Here is a 16,778-nt window from a genome sequence, read left to right as displayed (position 1 = left end):
CCTTGGTTTTTATGTACAATAATTTTACTACTCAATCCTGCCCGTTAGCTTAATATAATGAGCAGTTCACTGTTGCGCCTGCTCATCCATGTCTGTTATTGAACTATCGTTCCCCGTTAGCATAATGAATTTCCGACCGCCAAAGGATTGGTCCCAAGGGGATCTCCACGGATCGATGGCCGAATAGTTCGAAGTGTGAATACGAAGTTATGTGAAGTACCCCACTCCTTGATTTACTACAATCGGTTTTCTAAATCATTTATAATTTTCAACCAGGTCTTATAATCTTCCGACTCTTCCCAAAGTTCTTTTAGTTCAGAATCCTTTTTTATCTTCTTAATAGCTTACTTTGCAACTGGTAATAAGCTTTTTCCTTGACCTTTATGCAACTCTATCCATTCTTTAAGCCCTTCTACATAACTCGATTCATTCTTTAGTTCCTCACCTGGTTTACCTTGAAGTGCAGCAAGAATTTCAATTGCTCCAACTGCATTTGAAGCTAAGTCAACTTCTAAATAATCTTCATCGATTACTGTTTCAAGGGTTTCATTGATAATCTCTAGACCTTCAGATTCAAGAAGTTCAGCTTTCCAATCCAATACATCATCATTCTCGAATATTCCAGTTCCCCATGCTCCCATGTTAGACACTCTCCAGTTTGAATTTACGCAAATTCTCAAATTCTCCATACTTGAAGTATTCGCGAGGTGATTAAACAATCCTGCCTGTTAGCGTAGCGAAGGGCTGCCATATAGCAGCCCTTCAGGGGTGGAACTATCGTTACCCATTAACGGTCTTAATCGATAATAAAAAAATCGTCAAATGATTGTCCATCCAAAGTGAAAAGGAGTTTATAAACCCCGAGTTTCCGCTCATTATATACGATTGGAATACATGAAACGGCATAATCAAACCCATAGTTACGCGATGGGAAAATTTTCTCTTCATCCCTAGATGATTCAAAAGATATTTGTACAGAACTCACCTGAACGAATAGCTTGTCAGACTCGAAATTCATTCCAAAAACTTGTTTAAACTCTTCTGGTTCTTCTTCTTTATAGTTATAAAAATTAAGCCAAAAGCATTTAATTGTTTCCTCTTCTATTTGGTATTTCATTGCCCATTCCAATATCCGATCTTTTTCCATATGATCAAACCTTCCTTATTTGCCTCAAACTCCAATTAGGCACTGTCAGCAAATGAATTATTCAATTTCCATTTACATCCTATACGTAAACCCTAAGGGATTTGTTACGCATAACTGCCCGTTAGTTTAACGCTCTCGCCACTTTATACTGCTGGCACCCCTAACATTAAATGATTTCCCTCATTACTTGCCGCAAAAATCTACAAAAAAAACAGCAAACATAGTGTCACTGTTTTCTTGTTCAATCTCGATTAGCCCAACGATCATATATCCATACAATTCGCCAGCCGTTCGGCTTCCAAAGGAAAACCGAGCGAAACAAGCCGATCGCAGATCACCTGAATAACTTCGTAATCATCCACTCCTTGGACCTGACAGTCACGGATAAAGCCGAATAACCCTGCTTGCTCCGCGCTCTCTATATAGGCATTCAGCTGTTCGACTTCCCGGTATGGGATTTCCTTCATATGCCAAGGGTGAGGAGTCTGTTTCTTCAGACTATTGACTGCAGTTCCCTGAGACACTATCCCTAGCCCGTCGGAAGTAGATACGATTAGTTCTTTCCATCGCGCATGCCGCACCTCTTTCATATAGGAATAACCGTCAAGGATAGGCTGAAAGCCGAATCTTCTCATAGCCAAGTCCCTGACCTCGTTTTTCTGCAGATCCCACTTCTTTCTGTCGAAATATTCGCTGGATTCCTCTTTCCCTTCCCGGTCTCTCAAATAGTCCAGGTAATCTTCCTCGGACTCAAAATTGTTCAGCAGCAGACCTTCATGATCTGAAAAATGAAGCGCGAAAAAATCGCTGATATTGTTGGCAACTACCCTCGCGCATTTTCCAAAATCCATAGGGTCGACGCAAATGATAGGCGCCACGCTTAAATCCGTCACCGAACCGAAATCCGTCAGGAAGGAAAAATGAATGCCGCCCATGCCCGTACCCGCAAACATGATCGCGTCAGCTGGAGAACTTTGATACCCTCCGTTTTCATTCGGATCGAATTGCAGATAATAGCCTGTAGGAGTCTCTAAATATGGAACTTGCTGTTTGATCTCCTTCTCCCATGTCATAATCTCATCTAGTAAAGGTGGTATTTCGTAGGAATGTACCATTTTACTCTCTTCTCCTTCAACCAGTCATATCTGTTTTTTATAGTATATCTCATGAAAAAATAGCTTCATAGCGCCCAGACAATTACCATATTAACCTGCCCGTTAGCTTAATAAAGAAAAGTAGCAGTTGCCGCATCAAACTGCTACTTTTTGATTGAACTTAAGTTGCCTGCTAGCTTAATAATGGCTACACTATAGCTTATTTTTTATCCTTAATTTCACGAAGAGTTTCTTTAATTTCCTCCATCTTCTTTATCATCGAATATTGATTACTAATTATCCCTGCTAAACCAATTACCATTATAATCACAACAAGAAACCCCATTTTCGACCTCCAGCATTCAAATTCCCATTTAATCATCATAGTAACATATTTCAACTATCCCTGCCCGTTAGCTTAACGACACTTCCAGTACATAACTTATCTTATGTATTGAAAAAACCAGCCCCCTCAAAGGGACTGGTTCGCCGCTGCCATCATTGAACTATCGTTCCCCGTTAGCGTAACAACAAATTGTTTTAACTTTCATCTTTGAAATGAAAATGTTCATGATGGATCGCATCCATCCCAACCAACTTACCACTCTTTTTATGGTAATATGCGAAGTTATTATTTATCGGCATTCGAAGTAATTGATAATTGTGATCTCTTGGCAAGGCTTCCACTTCATTAATCGCTAACTCACGTGTGGTGTAAATACCTATTGGAAAGAAATTTGGAATACCAATTGAAGCATCTGCAACGAAAATTCCCCAAACGTAATCATTTGCCACATAATTCACCCTTATCCTTTTACGACCTAAAACCTGAGTTAAGTATTCGGTTACCATTTGAATTATCCTGCCCGTTAGCTTAACAAAGAAAGGAGCAACTGCCACGTAGCAAACTGCTCCTTGTATGTTCAACTATTGTTACCGTTAGCTTAACCCCGAAATCAATAGGCTGGACAGAGGGATTAATGTCCCGAAACGTGAATATGGTGTTAGATGATGCTCCCGGTTTCTTGATAATACCTGCTTCGTACTGTGCTTTTCATAGTTCTTTTAATTATCTTTACAATCATTTACTTCTGTGTGGAAAATATTGTTATCGGCCGATGGATCCTCTGCAAATAATTTTGCATGATCTTGTAATTCCTCATCAGATAAAGAATATTTTTTTTTAAGGCTATCTACAAAATTATCTTTAATACCCCGATCAATAAATTGGTCATAAACTTTATTTACTATTCCAGCACTTTGTATATTTTTTATTTCTTCATATGCATGATATATAGCAAATTCCTCAGGAGGAATCCCACACCAGTCAGCACCTTCGAAAATAGGATTATTTTCAATTATCAAGTCGTCATGATTCACAAATGCATATTTATCTGCTGCTTTCTTAGCTTCTGATTGATTTAGATATTTAAAATTATCTTTAATGTTGAACGCTGGGGATTCCTCATTAATTAACATTATTTCATATATCTTTCTTTCAATGGCAGAGCACTCATGATAATGAACTCTAGTGAAGTATTTCTTGTATTCTGCAATATTTATGTCAGTCTTAGTATCTTCCATTGCTTTTAAATTTTTGATATGTTTAATCCTACTTTTTTTCACATTTTTATACTTGCCTTGTGTTCTCTCGTGGTAATGTTGAGCCATTCTCACTTGAAGATTTTGTGCTTCCCCTACATACAATAAATCATTATTTATCCCATATATTTTATATACCGCAGAGAGAGGTGGAAATTTTTCAATTTCCCAAAAATATAAATATTCATAGTTTGTTGGTTCATCAATTTTAGAGATGCCACCTATTAACGTTCTGAAACCCAAAACTATAACCTCCCCGTTCTATTAAAAAGAAATTCGCTTCGTTACTTATATCTAAAATGTTATCGAAAATAGCTGACTAGCCATTTAATGTTCTTGATTTCGGGAGTTTCATTTAACGTTTTTTTGCGAACTTCGTAAATTCGCCATGACTTAAGTAATTCGGTAAGTAATTGAACTATCCTGCCCGTTAGCTCAACGGTTTATTACCGTCTACAAGGTTTCAATCACCTTTGTTTAGTTAGGCTATAGTTCTCCGTTCGTATTATGAGCTGTGCCCTACGCTTACGGGCTTTGCCACTTCACTTCCACTCTTCCAATCCCGCTCTGTCCATTGTCAGGCAACACTTTTATCTCCATCTCTCCAGGCACTTCATGAATCTCCGTTACAATTGGTTCAGACGAACCGAGAAATAAGATGGTAAAGCAGAGCGTACCCATAAGAACAAGGGCGAGGGCTAGAAATAATATCCACTTGAGCGGCTTCGACACGCCTTTCATCATAAGCACCTCCTATAGTGACTAATGCATATTCATAAAACTACCCCTCTTTTTGTGTTGGTCACCTATTAGTCAACACCACTGCTTTTCATTAACCCGCGAAGATATCTGGGATAAATTGTATCATATGAGAACCATAAATCCATCTAATAGTTGCGCTAACCTGCCCGTTCGTATTATGAGGTCACCAGATCTTTCTGGTGGACCTCATTTTTGTGTGGTCGTAAGATAGCGGTAGCCGGGGATAGAACGTACCTGCCCGTGGGAGTTGGATCCCGAGAGCTATACAGTTCATCCCCCCTACTTGTTAAACCATGATTAGGCTGGTTGGGACAATGATCCCGGATCACATGCGATAATGTGGACGACAAGAAGGTTAGGGGTTGCCGGCGAATATAATATCGGGAGTGATCGAATGAATCCTGTCATTGGATTAGATGTATCTAAAGGAGAAAGTCATGCACAAGCTTTTTCAGATCGAGGATCGCCCTACGGAAAGACCTTTCGATTTGAGCACAATCATGAGGGATTAGCGTCCTTCCTCCGCTTTGCTCAAAACGTGGAGTCCTTTGCTGAGCAGCGTCCGGCCATTGTGTTAGAAGCAACGGGCCATTATCATAGTCCGGTTATTCAGTTTCTAGATGAGCATCAATATCTGTATATCGTTATCAATCCATTAATTTCACACCAAGCAAAAAAGATGAATTTACGTAAGGTGAAAACGGATGTTGCTGACGCATACCAGTTGGGTGAAATGTTCTATAAAGAAGAGCTGGAGCCTTACAAAAAACGGGGTCAGTATCTGATGAATCTGCGTTACCTGACACGGCAACATGAGTCACTGACTGAAATGTATGTCCAGGTAAAGTTACAGTTTCAAGCGGTACTGGATCAAGTCTTTCCAGAGTATCATGGCGTGTTTGGTGACCTTTATTCTAAGGTATCACTTCGTTTCCTGGCCCAGTATCCAACGTCTCAATCGGTGCTAGCGTTGTCCGAGGAAAACGTTACGGCGAACATAAAACGCCTTATTGGACATGTCAGTTCAAACAGATGGTCGCTAGAACGGGCACAGAAATTAATGGCTGCTGCAGAGAGAAATCCCTTCAGAGAGACTGCTTTTCCGAGTCATTTGATCTCATTAGAGCTATTCATTAATTTACTTCTTCAATACCAGGAGCATCTAACGAAACTGGATAAATCGATAGAGACTCTGGCTGAAGAATTAATGGAGTACGATCTAATCCAATCGATACCCGGCATTGGCACCAAAATTGCAGCAACAATTTTAGCTGAGGTCGGAGAAATTGATCGATTCGATCACGCGAAGAAACTGGTTGCGTTTGCTGGTATTGATCCAAGCGTCTTTTCTTCCGGCAAGTTTACAGCAACCCGAAATAAAATCACCAAACGTGGTTCTAGAAGGCTTCGGACAGCTTTATATCAAGCTGTAAGGTGTGGACTGAAAGGCTCACGTAACAAGAGAATAAGAGCTTATTACGACAAAAAGCGTGCAGAAGGCAAACTATTTAAAGTAGCCGTGATCGCTTGTGTAAATAGACTGATCCATTGGATATATGCGATATTGACCAAGAAAGAGCCTTTCCGCTTGACTGAATAAGCAACGTTTAGATATTGAGGAAAACCTTCCCAAATTCTTTGGGGCGGTTATTTGTCATGCACTTTAACCAGTATAGCACCCTTCGTTTACTTCATTAATAGTTAAATATTGACAGGCTATTAGCTGGTATAGCTTAACAAAGGGGCTAAGAGTTGTTTTGAACGGCTGCTGTTGATTTTTATTAAGCATCATCCCCCGTCCCTGGACAGAACCAATTGCTTCACTTTCAACGGTTGCTGCAATGCTTCATTAGTCTGTTGCTTGGCCGGTCACCCATTCGTCCACAATCTTAAGCTCTTCCCCGCCTAACCAAAGTTAGTGCGTCTGCTGGTTACTATCGTGAAGCTCGTAAAAGTATTGATCCTCCTGCTCATCGTAGCCCTTCGATACGACCTTTACCGAGCTCAGATCGAGTGATTCTTCATACTTCTGAAGCATCCGCTCCACTGCCGCCTTCGTTTCCTCGTTGTCATCGTACATGCCCAAATGAAGTGCCAGGCTTGCTGTGTCCTTCTGCAGCAGCGCCTGCACGTAACGCTCAACTTCCAGCACCGTATAGGGATACTGCCCGATCAGTGGAGAGTTGTACAGCGGCTCGCGCCTGTCGTCATCCTGAATCTGCTCCATCCCCTGGGACTTGGCATATTTCATTTGAAAAGGAATGGCGCGTTCCTTACCGTCCTTCGTACCTGCGATGGTGTAATGTTCAACATAGTACTCGTCATTCTGCTCGTTAGCCTCGAAGCGCAGTAGCAGGTTTTCCAAGCCGTCAAAGTACAGCAGGAATCCTTCCAGCACCTTTGCCATATCAGCCTCGGTATACTCATTCTCCGCATGCGCCATGAGTCCGGACAATGCCTTCGTATCCTGCTGCTTCAGTACTTCCAGGTATTTTTCGCCATCCTTCGCGGAGATTTTCTCCAGTGATTGCGTATCATCCTCCGAAAACCTTTCAGCATCCGGAAAGATCGATGCCCCTGCCTCTCCAGGTTGTTCGAGCTCCGATACTACCTCTGGCGCAGGTGGTACGATTTCCGATGTCGAAGACTGCTCCTTGCCACACCCCACCAGTGCCGTCATAAACGTTACCGAGATTGCGAGCACCAGTGTCACCCTCTGTATTTTCTTCCCCAATGTCAAATCATCCACTCCTATCGGATAAGGTACGACTAAATGGACGCCATAGCCTCCCGAAAGGTTCCACAGCCACTGAACTATCGTTCTCCGTTAGTTTAATCGTCACTTCGCAAAAGTCCATAATGCCTCAGATCCTCATAAACGTCTCCCTTGCGAATATGATTACGCAGAATCCCTTCATACTTCATTCCGATTTTCTCCATAACCTTATAAGATGCAGGATTTCGCGTCATCGCTGCAGCAAATACGCGATTTAACTCAAGCTCATCAAATGCAAACTGAACTACCTTTGCGGCTGCTTCAGTGCAAAAGCCGCTTCTCCAATATGGTTTACCTATCCAATACGCTAACTCAGCCATATTGTGCCTCTTATTTACGTGTAGGCCAACGACTCCGAGAAACGCGTCATCTTCCGTTAAAGTAACAGCGAAAGAGTAACCATCACCTCTTTCTGCAGCCTCATGCCTCACTTTGATAAACGAAGTAGCCGAACCTGTTGGATAAGGATGAGGCATGTTCAGCGTCGTATCCGCTACCTCTTTTTCTCCAGCTAATTTCTCCATTGCTTCAGCGTCATGAAGCTCAAGTGGCCGCAATGTCAGACGTTCTGTAACCATTACCTTTCTCATTTGAATACCTCCAATTATTTAATTAAAACGCAAAAAAAACCCATCCCATAAGGGACGGAGTTACTCCGCGTTACCACCCTGATTGACGTTTACATAAAACGTCCTCTTAGCCATCGTCTAACAACGATGCTTCTTTGTAACGGTAGAATCCCGGGCCCGTCTACTATTATTTCGGGGGCCTGCTCAGAGGCGATTTTTTGATTCGGATATCCCACTGCCTCGCACAAGGCCGCTTAACTGATTTTTATTATTTGTACTGTCTACTTGACGGGGTGCAGTTCACGTAGTATCTGCTCCTTGCACTGTTCAACTAACGTTTCCCGTTAGTTTAATCGACTATCTGCTCAGAATGCTGTCTTGCCATCTCTGATAGTAGTTTGCCTGCTCAATAACTGATACAAACTCCAGGTCTTTACTAAACTCGAAAATATCAGTAACATCTGCAATTTTGGCAGGGGCCCCTAGATGTAACTTATATGCTAATCGCCCAACCCCCATAGATAGTTGCATACGTGAAGGATATATGTTGATCGCTGCACCGTTACACAAAATTTGTGTATTTTGCTCCTCTAGTTCAACTCTCAGCTGTTGTAGAGCAGTAAAGTAATTTTCGCTTTGACTGGTAATGGTATAACCTTCAAAAGATAATTCTAGGCAAACCATTTCTGCATCCGCTGGAGACTCTTCGAACAAAACTAACTCTCCACTAACACTTCTTATTTTATTTATCAAAAGACTAATTATTTTAATTTCATTATTATTGCTAGCTGTATTTTTCACATCAGAACTATTTGAACTCATTTGAGAATCTCCTTGGTTTGTAAGAGTGTTGCATCAGTTAAATAAGTTCTATCAGTAGTTAATTTTCCCTGCTTACGGTATTAGACTCTTCTGCCCGTTACTTCAATGAAAATAGGGAGCAACTGCCGCGGCGGTCTACTCCCTGTCTGATTGAACTATCGTTACCCGTTAGTTGAGCGATGAAATTGTATTTTAATAAATAGTATCGTGATGTTCACTTTCTTTAGGATCATTGATAATGATCCACTGTTCTTGTTTTACATTGTGTTTTTCCTTGAATTATTCTAAAGCTTCATTAAGTGTTTCAAACCAGAAGTCAGCAATGCAACTCCTATTTTTCATACAAAAAGATATAAAAATCGTTCGCTGATTCATAAATCATTACCTATTTGATATTATCAACATGTTCTTTAAGTAAGGAATACATCCTCAGTTCAATCAATTTATAAGAACCGATAGTTTTACTGTTAATCCGCATCATTCATGTATTTCTCGCGTTCTAATCGCTTTTTTTCTCGAAAGTCACCTATAGCAATCAAACACTGTTTGGTTTCCATATTCCAGAATTCATTTTGGGTATGGCCTTTCGAAAATGAAAATATAGTATCTATCATTTCACCGAAACTCAATTCTCGGTTTTCATCCCAACATAATGCCAAGAGCTTAGTTATTTCATGAATTTGTTTTGAGTCACGCAATGTTATACCTCCTAATACTTAGAACTTATCCACTTGGTTCTTATTCTTCAGTAGCAGATGCTTATTCATCTCATAAGGCCATTAACCAGAAAGTCACATCACATAGCAACAAATAAGGAAATCGTACCTTATTTGTTTAACTAACGTTACCCGTTAGCATTCCTGTAGAGCGTTAAAGTTGATGGTCACCTGTGCTCTGGAAAAACTCGATAATCTCACCGTTTAGTCCCTTTACAAAAGCGATACGTACCGGTGTCGGTGGCGTGTTACCGAGCACGGCATCCTTCGGCGCTACCGTCACTACAGCACCTGCCGCAACAGCCACTTCGACAGCGGTGTCTGTCCACGTTATCGGTACGGAACGCTACGGGGAAATAGTACCCTTCCGGCTTTGGTTCACCAGAACCGCCTGCGAAAACCTCCAAATAGTTGCCGTCGCCGGTATCCAGCAGTACAATGCGCTTGTCGGCTTCGCCCCATGCCTGGCGCAGTTCAAAGCCTAAGCCCTCGGTATGAAATTTGACCGTCGCTTCAAAATCATTTGCTCTCAGCGCGACATGGTGAAAGCCACCGCCGCCGATTTTGTTATTCGTGCCCACGTTGCATTACCTCCTTTGGTCTGCATACTTCCTGTCTTCCCCAGTATACCTCATTGTCCATCTGGGTCCTTGTATGCCTCGTGGCTCTTGTGGAAAAAATATGCGTTTTTTTCCAAACCCATTTGGACATGTAACTCCCACTCTACCATTAAACTAAAAGTCAGTTAGATGAAAATAAGCCGCCATGGCATTGGCGGCTACACTTAATTTGTGCTATTACTTCTGGTCACTTCTAACTGTAATCGAAAAGCTGCCGCAGTTATCCGAAATCGATTCCATCCCTTGTTTCACTCATTTGTTTCACCTTCTGTATGCCTCGTCAAGAACCCGTCCAGGATCTCTGCCATTGGCCCGTTTTCCAACGGTCCTTTCAGCTCGTTCCTAACCAGCAGTAAAGCAGCTGCAGGAGGCATATGGATCGTCCGTAGCGCTTCGATCAGTGTATTCTCTTCGTCACTTAGTCGTTTTATGTACTGCAACTCTATCGGTTCAGGTGTTATCACCATTTTCACTCTCTTTCAGGGGGTGGTGGTTTTTGTCCCTCCAAGCTCACGGCCTATTACTAAATTATCCCGTTTGGACGATGTTCTTGTCACTCCTCCTGGAAAATTACAAGGAAGTGCTGTCACACATACCCCTTTATCCAATAGAATGAAGCCGGTATCTTCAGTATTAGCTAATGTGATCACTATTAACCAAGGCGGACGTTGAAGAATTGTTTGTCTGCGTTCAATTGAGCATCAAGCATCAACATGGAAGACTACCTTTGTACGGTCAATTCCGCTAACGTCCCGTTAGCTCAATGACTTACATTCATTTCGAAAGATAAAGAGTGTCCGATTAATCATTCTAATTATTTACCTATTTCGGGGTAAAATTAGTAAACTATTTGGAGGACTGCCTTTGTCATCAAACGGACGTTATGGGGCTTACTCAAAATAAGAAGTGATAAATAAACAACTGTTACAGATGATACCATGATATCGTACATTATAATAGGATTCTTAATTCCATGGATATTGGGCATATTTCTATACATAAGGGCACCGATTATCATATTATTATTAAATAGGAATATTAAGCGGCAATCCAAAAGATGAACCAATGCACTACGGTGAAGTATTTAGTGTATGGCAAGCTTCAACCGTGGCGAAGGGTGCTATATCTTGCTACCAAGCTTATTTAAACCATGCCGGCGACAAGGATCTTAAAAAGGTGCTGGACGCTCTCATTGATCAAGTAAAACTTGAAATTAAAGAATTAGATACAATCCTTACTGATAACGGGATTGCTGCCGCACCTGTAATGCCTGAAAGACCGCCAGTAAAACTCGAAGATATCCCTGTAGGTGCAAGATTCACTGATCCTGAAATTGCAGCTAAAATTGATGCTGACACTTCAATGGGATTAGTTGCTTGTAGTCAAGTTATGGGTCAATCCATAAGAGTGGATATTGGCGCTTTGTTTGCAAAATACCATATCACAAAAACAGCATTAGGCTTAAAATACTTGAGATGAGTAAAGATAAGGGGTGGCTTATTCCTCCTCCTTTACAAATCAAAAGGCCTGAAACAGCTAACGTCTAAATTAGATCCTACCCCCTGGGGTAGGATTTTTCTTATTATAACAATCATTTTATAACCTAGAAGAAATCTAATACACTTTGGATATAAAATATAAAGTTGGATAAATTATTTTCAAATATAGGAACTGAACAAATTTGGGAGGTCAAAACCAATTGATTAAAGAATACTATTCAAACCTAAGCAACCCAATAATTGTAAAGGTTGTATATGGGGTAATTGGGACGGTCTACGACAATTTTGTTCTAAACAAAATTGTATTAAAAGTTTGAAATAGTTTATTTGGTTTCAGCATTAAAAGTTATTCAAAGGTAACAATACATAATGTTTCACTCCCTAATGCTGCATTTCTAATTAATTCGAATATGCAGCATTTCTTTTGTTTTGTGTAAGTGTCTGAATATATTTTTAGTTCCAAGGAAAGATAAGCAAGTAAAAAAGCACAATAACTAGGAGGAACTAACAATGAATCAATTTCAACCCAACAACCAAAATTCACAACAACTCGCTCATGCAGAACAACTCATTCAACAATTGGTAAATCAAACTCAGCAAGCATCCGGTCAATATCAACAGTTATTAAACCAAGAACTAAATAACGCGAAACTTCTTGAGCAAATCGCTCAACGTGAACAACAAGCAGCACAAATTATTCAAACAGCTTTACAAGGACATCAAATGGCGCTACAACAATTACAACAAATCTCTAATATCTGTAATCAAATTTCACATACACAAACAACTAACTCGCAGGTACATGCCTATTCAAACTTGAATAACCAGCAACCATTGGGAGTAAATCACTATTCACATTAAATATATGTTCTTTGTATTTTCATGCGAAGAATGTGTGGAATGAGGAAAATATGTACTTCTATAAAGAAGATTTAATTAACAACATTGTAATAGACAAGCCTGATCCAGCAGCGGCTAAGGTTTTACAAGAAACACTTGGCGGACAATTTGGCGAAATGCGAACAATGATGCAATACTTTTTTCAGAGCAGCAATTTCCGCGGGAATGCTACACAATATCGTGATTTAATTCGTGGTGTGTTTCTTGAGGAAATAAGCCATGTTGAACTGGTTCAACATACAATTAACCAATTATTGAACGGGTCTGGAGAAGAACTTCCTGGTAATGCCGGAATGGACTCCGCCCCACTTGATGAAGCCGTTAAACTCGCTAATCCTCATCACTACATCGTCGGTGCTCAAAGCTCTTTGCCTGTCGATGCAGCGGGTAATCCGTGGCTGGGGAATTACGTATATAGTCACGGTAATTTAATCAGTGATTTATTGAATAATTTGGTGCTTGAGTCCACTGGCGTTTTACAAAAATCAAGGATTTATGAGATGAGTTCAAATAAGACGTTTAGGGAAACGTTAGCCTTTCTTATCGTGCGTGATAATGCACATCAGAACGCATTTGCTAAGGCTCTTGAAACGCTTGGCGTCGATTGGGGCAATTTATTTCCCGTTCCGAATTACGATATAAACAAATACCCGGAATGCCGTAAATATGTTGAGTTGGGTTATCATAACGCTCAATTTAATTTCCGTTTGGATCCGACGCGAATCGGAGAAATATTCAGCGGACAAACACCTAGTCGAAACGATGGTGATTTGGAAGTTATACAGCCTCCCGAAGGTTTTCCATTACCATTTTTACCCGAACTGCCGAGTGAACATAGTCCAGGGCTCTACGATACGAACGCATGAATTAAATTACAAGAAATGGACCCTCTCTTCAGACACCTTTTCGCAACATACATAAAACCCTGTATTACTTTGGTCAAGACCCCATATAGCGGACACTGAATAAAAGCCCCTACCTAACAAGCTGGAGCCGGTACTGAATCGGAGCCAGCTTGTTTAGTTTTCTTTGCGGACGCTTATTGTTGTAAAAGTGTATATATTCTTCAATTCGGCTTTGTGCTTCTTCTACTGATCGAATATCATAAGGGTAGAGCGCTTCTGTCTTCAAATGCGAGAAGAAGCTCTCCATTGAGGCATTGTCGTAACAATTGCCTCGCCTGGACATGCTGATTTGGGCGCCAACCTTTGGCAGCATGTCGTGGTAATCGTAGGACGTGTACTGGGACCCCTGATCGCTGTGAACGATCAGCCCAGTCACGTCCTTTTCCTTTTCAAACGCCTTAGAGAACGTCTGTAGAACAAGTTGCTTGTCATTATGATGACTGGTTTGGTAAGCGACAATTTCGTTCTGACACAAATCTTTAATGGCAGAGAGATACAACCAAACATCACCAATTCGATACTGTGTGACGTCAGTTACCCATTTTGGATTGGGCGCTTCCGCTTGAAAGTTACGCTCCAGTATGTTCTTCGTAACGCGATCACTGATATTCCAGTTTCGAGTACTGTGATGGTACTTACGACGTACTCTAGAGCGCAGCTCCATTTCTTGCATATGCCGGAGAACCTTCTTATGGTTCATCCACACGCCATGATCTTGGAACATGAACAATTGAATTTGGCGGTACCCATACACGCCTCTATAGTATTCAAAAGTGTCACGAATTAACTGTTTATCCTGCTTATTCTTATCTGTGTTCAGTCGCTTCAAGTATGCGTAGAATCCACTTCGGGAGACACCGATTTCTTTACAGAGTTCTTTGACGCTAAAACTTTCACGAAGTTCGCAGACGAGCCGATACTTCTCTGGTATACCTCCTTCTTAGTAATTTCCAACCACTTTTTTTAGGACAGCATTCTCCATCTCCAATCGCTTTAGATAACGTTCTTGATCCTTGTACTGTACTCGTCTGCCCCGGTGTTCCATAAGTCCATATTCGCCTTGCTCTTTATACTTCCTCATCCACACCTTTAAACGCCCGATATCTGCGATCCCAAGCTCATCCGCCAACCTCTGCTTGGTCATACCCCCATGTCGTAGCTCAATAGCCTTCTTCTTCAATTCAAAACTATACTTCTCAAATTTCTGTCCTTTTCTCGCCATAACGAAAAGCACCCCCTATAGTTTCATCGGTTTAAACACCAGGGTGTTTTTACAATGTCTACTATAAGGGGTGCACTTCATATGCTGTTAACATTGTTTACAATGTCAACATTAGAGAGTCTATTTAGTGAACTCTTTATTCTATTAAACAAGAAAATAACCACCCTTTATAGGGTGGTTATTTACAATAACTATAGTGTAAGAAATTTAAAAATGTAACTATACTGAAAGCATCAATTCAAGGCTGTGTCTCATTTCTGTGGCTATTAACTCAATAATAGATTGAGGAGAACCGTGATCCGCTTTCTCCAGTGCGCTGTAATAGTCCTGTCGTTTCTCATTCCGTATTATTGCCGGAGGGTAACCATTTTTCATGAGTATGACATTCATAACAAGCCTGCTCACTCTTCCATTGCCATCAGTGAACGGATGAATTGCTGCAAGTTTGTGATGGAATAATGCGGCCAATTGTATGGGGTGCATTTGAGTCTTTTCAGAATCATACCACTTAATTAAATTCTCCATTTCAAGTGGGACCTGAATGGCAGAAGTATAATGGTGGATGTTACCTGATAATGTTAGTACATGATTGTCGTGCTTCTTATACTCCCCTGGTGAGAAGTCTATATTTCGTACCCCTTGGAACAAAATGGCGTGGAGGTCTTTTATCAAACGCTCGGTCAGTTCTCGTTCATTTATCCCTTCTTGTAAAAAATCGATCGCTTCCGCATGGTTAACTATTTCAAGGTGTTCCCGAAGTGATTTTCCCTTTACTGTTAAACCTTCTCTAAGAAAAAAAGACGTTTCTTGATAAGTAAAGGTATTACCTTCAATTGCATTTGAATGGTAAGTCCACTCTTCCCTAAATTTTTGGGAAATCGTCTTCATTAGGTCAGGCTTTAACGGACGTCGTTGATCGACCTGTTCACGTAATTTATCAATTTTCTCAAACATATCACTTATTCCTTCCTTGTGATAATCATATTAGTATTATATCAGATACTATTATGATAAATACTACGCTTGTAGAAATACCCATCATTATTGCCCCTATGAACTACGGGTAATGGGAGGCAAAGCTGCACAAAGGCATATTTTAAAAATTTAATCAAAATAGATATACCTACGAATTCGGCCCAATCTCCATAACCAGATATTCTCTCTTCAGATGCCGCGGGAAGAACATCTTCGTAACTGCTAATATTAGGCACAATAAGGACAACACTTCATTGTGCTCTCCATTTGTCGTTTTAAAGCAAACGATCGCCGCATAGTTATTGTTTACCTCTCGCTAATCCAAACCTTTTTCCAACTGTTCGCTATGATATTCATATTGTTTGACCCAATTTATGAATACAGAGTGATGGACACCTATTGATTTTGCAACCGTTTTAAGGCTTTCGACACCACTTTTGGTCATAGAAAAACTGCACCTCCAATTGTTAGTTCGTGTCTAACAATTGGGGTGCAGTTCATATGAGGCGGTTTTTTTATTTTATGCTTTGCGTGTGACGGATAGGAGCGTTTGTGCGCTCTCAACATTGGCAAGAATTTTTTTAAGGCGTAGGTCAGCATCCATGCTGTTATTTTCATTGATGGTCTTTAGTTCCAAGGCCAATTTCATAATTTGATTATTCGTTTGTTTTCTGTTGAAGTAAGCGAACAAGCGTTTCATATCCGTCACCACCTATTTTAATATTGTTTGAGAACTCAATCAGTAAGGATAATTGTATGATATTCAGGTACCTTGTAATGTTGTCATAGTCAGCTTCACTGACTTCATTAGCCTGCTGCGAGGAAACGACAACAACGCCAATGACTTCATTTCCATTTTTTGTGGGTACCCCTACAATACTATTATAACGACGCTCCCCTTTTTTACAATAATATCATGGGCGTCTTTGGTAATATCAGCATAGAGTTTCTCTACACCTTCATACCAAACGAGGCCCACGAAACCTTTTCCTATTTTGAATGTTGGCTTTCCATCCATATTGCTTCCGCCACGACATTCGCCTACTAAAACCATCTGATCTGCATTGTAATCACGTAATAAGAGGATAGCAATAGAAAGCATGCAATCCCCTCCATTTCTAGACCTATGCAACAATGACTCCGTATGATAGAGCAACATGAGCAATCAC

19 protein-coding genes and 2 pseudogenes are annotated in these 16,778 nt (G+C 40.7%); 4 read left to right on the top strand and 17 right to left on the bottom strand.

Annotated features, from left to right (window positions below):
• Positions 1–236: 236 nt before the first annotated feature.
• The 6 genes and pseudogenes from AC0YN6_RS29735 to AC0YN6_RS29710 form a co-directional block, all read right to left on the bottom strand.
• Positions 237–641: pseudogene (locus tag AC0YN6_RS29735) on the bottom strand (DUF4259 domain-containing protein).
• Positions 642–796: 155 nt separating this feature from the next.
• The gene (locus AC0YN6_RS29730) at positions 797–1,147 is read right to left on the bottom strand and encodes a hypothetical protein (protein WP_475751761.1); all 351 of its coding nucleotides are present in this window, start codon (positions 1,145–1,147) and stop codon (positions 797–799) included.
• Between the two features lie 263 nt (positions 1,148–1,410).
• Positions 1,411–2,262 carry a hypothetical protein gene (locus AC0YN6_RS29725; protein WP_475751759.1) on the bottom strand — a complete coding sequence of 284 codons (852 nt, stop codon included), beginning with the start codon at positions 2,260–2,262 and terminating at the stop codon, positions 1,411–1,413.
• A 519-nt stretch (positions 2,263–2,781) separates the two neighbouring features.
• Positions 2,782–3,141 (bottom strand): hypothetical protein, encoded by a 360-nt coding sequence (locus AC0YN6_RS29720; protein ID WP_475751757.1) that lies wholly within the window; start codon positions 3,139–3,141, stop codon positions 2,782–2,784.
• A 165-nt stretch (positions 3,142–3,306) separates the two neighbouring features.
• Positions 3,307–4,086, bottom strand: coding sequence for a GIY-YIG nuclease family protein (locus AC0YN6_RS29715; protein WP_475751755.1), 780 nt, complete (start codon positions 4,084–4,086; stop codon positions 3,307–3,309).
• 282 nt (positions 4,087–4,368) lie between these two features.
• Entirely contained in the window at positions 4,369–4,587 is a 219-nt protein-coding gene (locus AC0YN6_RS29710; protein WP_475750504.1) for a hypothetical protein, read from the bottom strand.
• A 412-nt stretch (positions 4,588–4,999) separates the two neighbouring features.
• On the opposite strand from AC0YN6_RS29710, the gene AC0YN6_RS29705 reads away from it, so the two are divergent.
• A complete protein-coding gene (locus AC0YN6_RS29705) occupies positions 5,000–6,205 on the top strand; it encodes an IS110 family RNA-guided transposase (protein ID WP_475751753.1) in 1,206 nt (401 codons plus the stop codon).
• A gap of 315 nt (positions 6,206–6,520) precedes the next feature.
• Here the strand turns inward: AC0YN6_RS29705 and AC0YN6_RS29700 are convergent, their stop codons facing one another.
• From AC0YN6_RS29700 to AC0YN6_RS29675, 6 genes are all read right to left on the bottom strand, one after another.
• A complete protein-coding gene (locus AC0YN6_RS29700) occupies positions 6,521–7,345 on the bottom strand; it encodes a hypothetical protein (RefSeq protein ID WP_475751751.1) in 825 nt (274 codons plus the stop codon).
• Positions 7,346–7,437: 92 nt separating this feature from the next.
• Entirely contained in the window at positions 7,438–7,971 is a 534-nt protein-coding gene (locus AC0YN6_RS29695) for a GNAT family N-acetyltransferase (RefSeq protein ID WP_475751750.1), read from the bottom strand.
• 336 nt (positions 7,972–8,307) lie between these two features.
• Complete coding sequence (locus AC0YN6_RS29690; protein WP_475751748.1) at positions 8,308–8,772, bottom strand: hypothetical protein; 465 nt, start codon at positions 8,770–8,772, stop codon at positions 8,308–8,310.
• Positions 8,773–9,239: 467 nt separating this feature from the next.
• On the bottom strand, positions 9,240–9,470 hold the full coding sequence (locus tag AC0YN6_RS29685; protein WP_475751747.1) for a hypothetical protein: 231 nt from the start codon (positions 9,468–9,470) through the stop codon (positions 9,240–9,242).
• A gap of 266 nt (positions 9,471–9,736) precedes the next feature.
• Positions 9,737–10,069: a VOC family protein gene (locus AC0YN6_RS29680; RefSeq protein ID WP_475751745.1), complete on the bottom strand. Its 333-nt coding sequence runs from the start codon at positions 10,067–10,069 to the stop codon at positions 9,737–9,739.
• A gap of 287 nt (positions 10,070–10,356) precedes the next feature.
• Positions 10,357–10,575, bottom strand: coding sequence for a hypothetical protein (locus AC0YN6_RS29675; RefSeq protein ID WP_475751743.1), 219 nt, complete (start codon positions 10,573–10,575; stop codon positions 10,357–10,359).
• Between the two features lie 562 nt (positions 10,576–11,137).
• Here AC0YN6_RS29675 and AC0YN6_RS29670 point away from each other — a divergent pair.
• The 3 genes and pseudogenes from AC0YN6_RS29670 to AC0YN6_RS29660 all read left to right on the top strand — a co-directional run bounded on the left by AC0YN6_RS29670 (position 11,138) and on the right by AC0YN6_RS29660 (position 13,373).
• A pseudogene (locus AC0YN6_RS29670) lies at positions 11,138–11,655 on the top strand (DUF3231 family protein).
• A gap of 462 nt (positions 11,656–12,117) precedes the next feature.
• Positions 12,118–12,468 carry an AMP-dependent synthetase and ligase gene (locus AC0YN6_RS29665; RefSeq protein WP_475751741.1) on the top strand — a complete coding sequence of 117 codons (351 nt, stop codon included), beginning with the start codon at positions 12,118–12,120 and terminating at the stop codon, positions 12,466–12,468.
• Between the two features lie 50 nt (positions 12,469–12,518).
• On the top strand, positions 12,519–13,373 hold the full coding sequence (locus AC0YN6_RS29660) for a manganese catalase family protein (RefSeq protein ID WP_475751739.1): 855 nt from the start codon (positions 12,519–12,521) through the stop codon (positions 13,371–13,373).
• A gap of 109 nt (positions 13,374–13,482) precedes the next feature.
• Here AC0YN6_RS29660 and AC0YN6_RS29655 read toward each other — a convergent pair whose 3' ends face one another.
• The 5 genes from AC0YN6_RS29655 to AC0YN6_RS29635 all read right to left on the bottom strand — a co-directional run bounded on the left by AC0YN6_RS29655 (position 13,483) and on the right by AC0YN6_RS29635 (position 16,711).
• Positions 13,483–14,343 (bottom strand): IS3 family transposase, encoded by an 861-nt coding sequence (locus AC0YN6_RS29655; RefSeq protein ID WP_475751765.1) that lies wholly within the window; start codon positions 14,341–14,343, stop codon positions 13,483–13,485.
• Between the two features lie 9 nt (positions 14,344–14,352).
• Entirely contained in the window at positions 14,353–14,634 is a 282-nt protein-coding gene (locus AC0YN6_RS29650) for a helix-turn-helix domain-containing protein (RefSeq protein ID WP_475751737.1), read from the bottom strand.
• A 219-nt stretch (positions 14,635–14,853) separates the two neighbouring features.
• A complete protein-coding gene (locus AC0YN6_RS29645) occupies positions 14,854–15,588 on the bottom strand; it encodes a Fic family protein (RefSeq protein WP_475751735.1) in 735 nt (244 codons plus the stop codon).
• Between the two features lie 541 nt (positions 15,589–16,129).
• Positions 16,130–16,309, bottom strand: a complete 180-nt coding sequence (locus AC0YN6_RS29640; protein WP_475751733.1) for a hypothetical protein — start codon at positions 16,307–16,309, stop codon at positions 16,130–16,132.
• Positions 16,310–16,480: 171 nt separating this feature from the next.
• Complete coding sequence (locus AC0YN6_RS29635; RefSeq protein WP_475751731.1) at positions 16,481–16,711, bottom strand: hypothetical protein; 231 nt, start codon at positions 16,709–16,711, stop codon at positions 16,481–16,483.
• Positions 16,712–16,778 lie beyond the last annotated feature (67 nt).

The organism is Paenibacillus sp. J22P15 (genome assembly GCF_056269345.1).
Note: the sequence above shows the minus strand (reverse complement) of the source record. Positions and strands in the feature narration are given on the sequence as shown.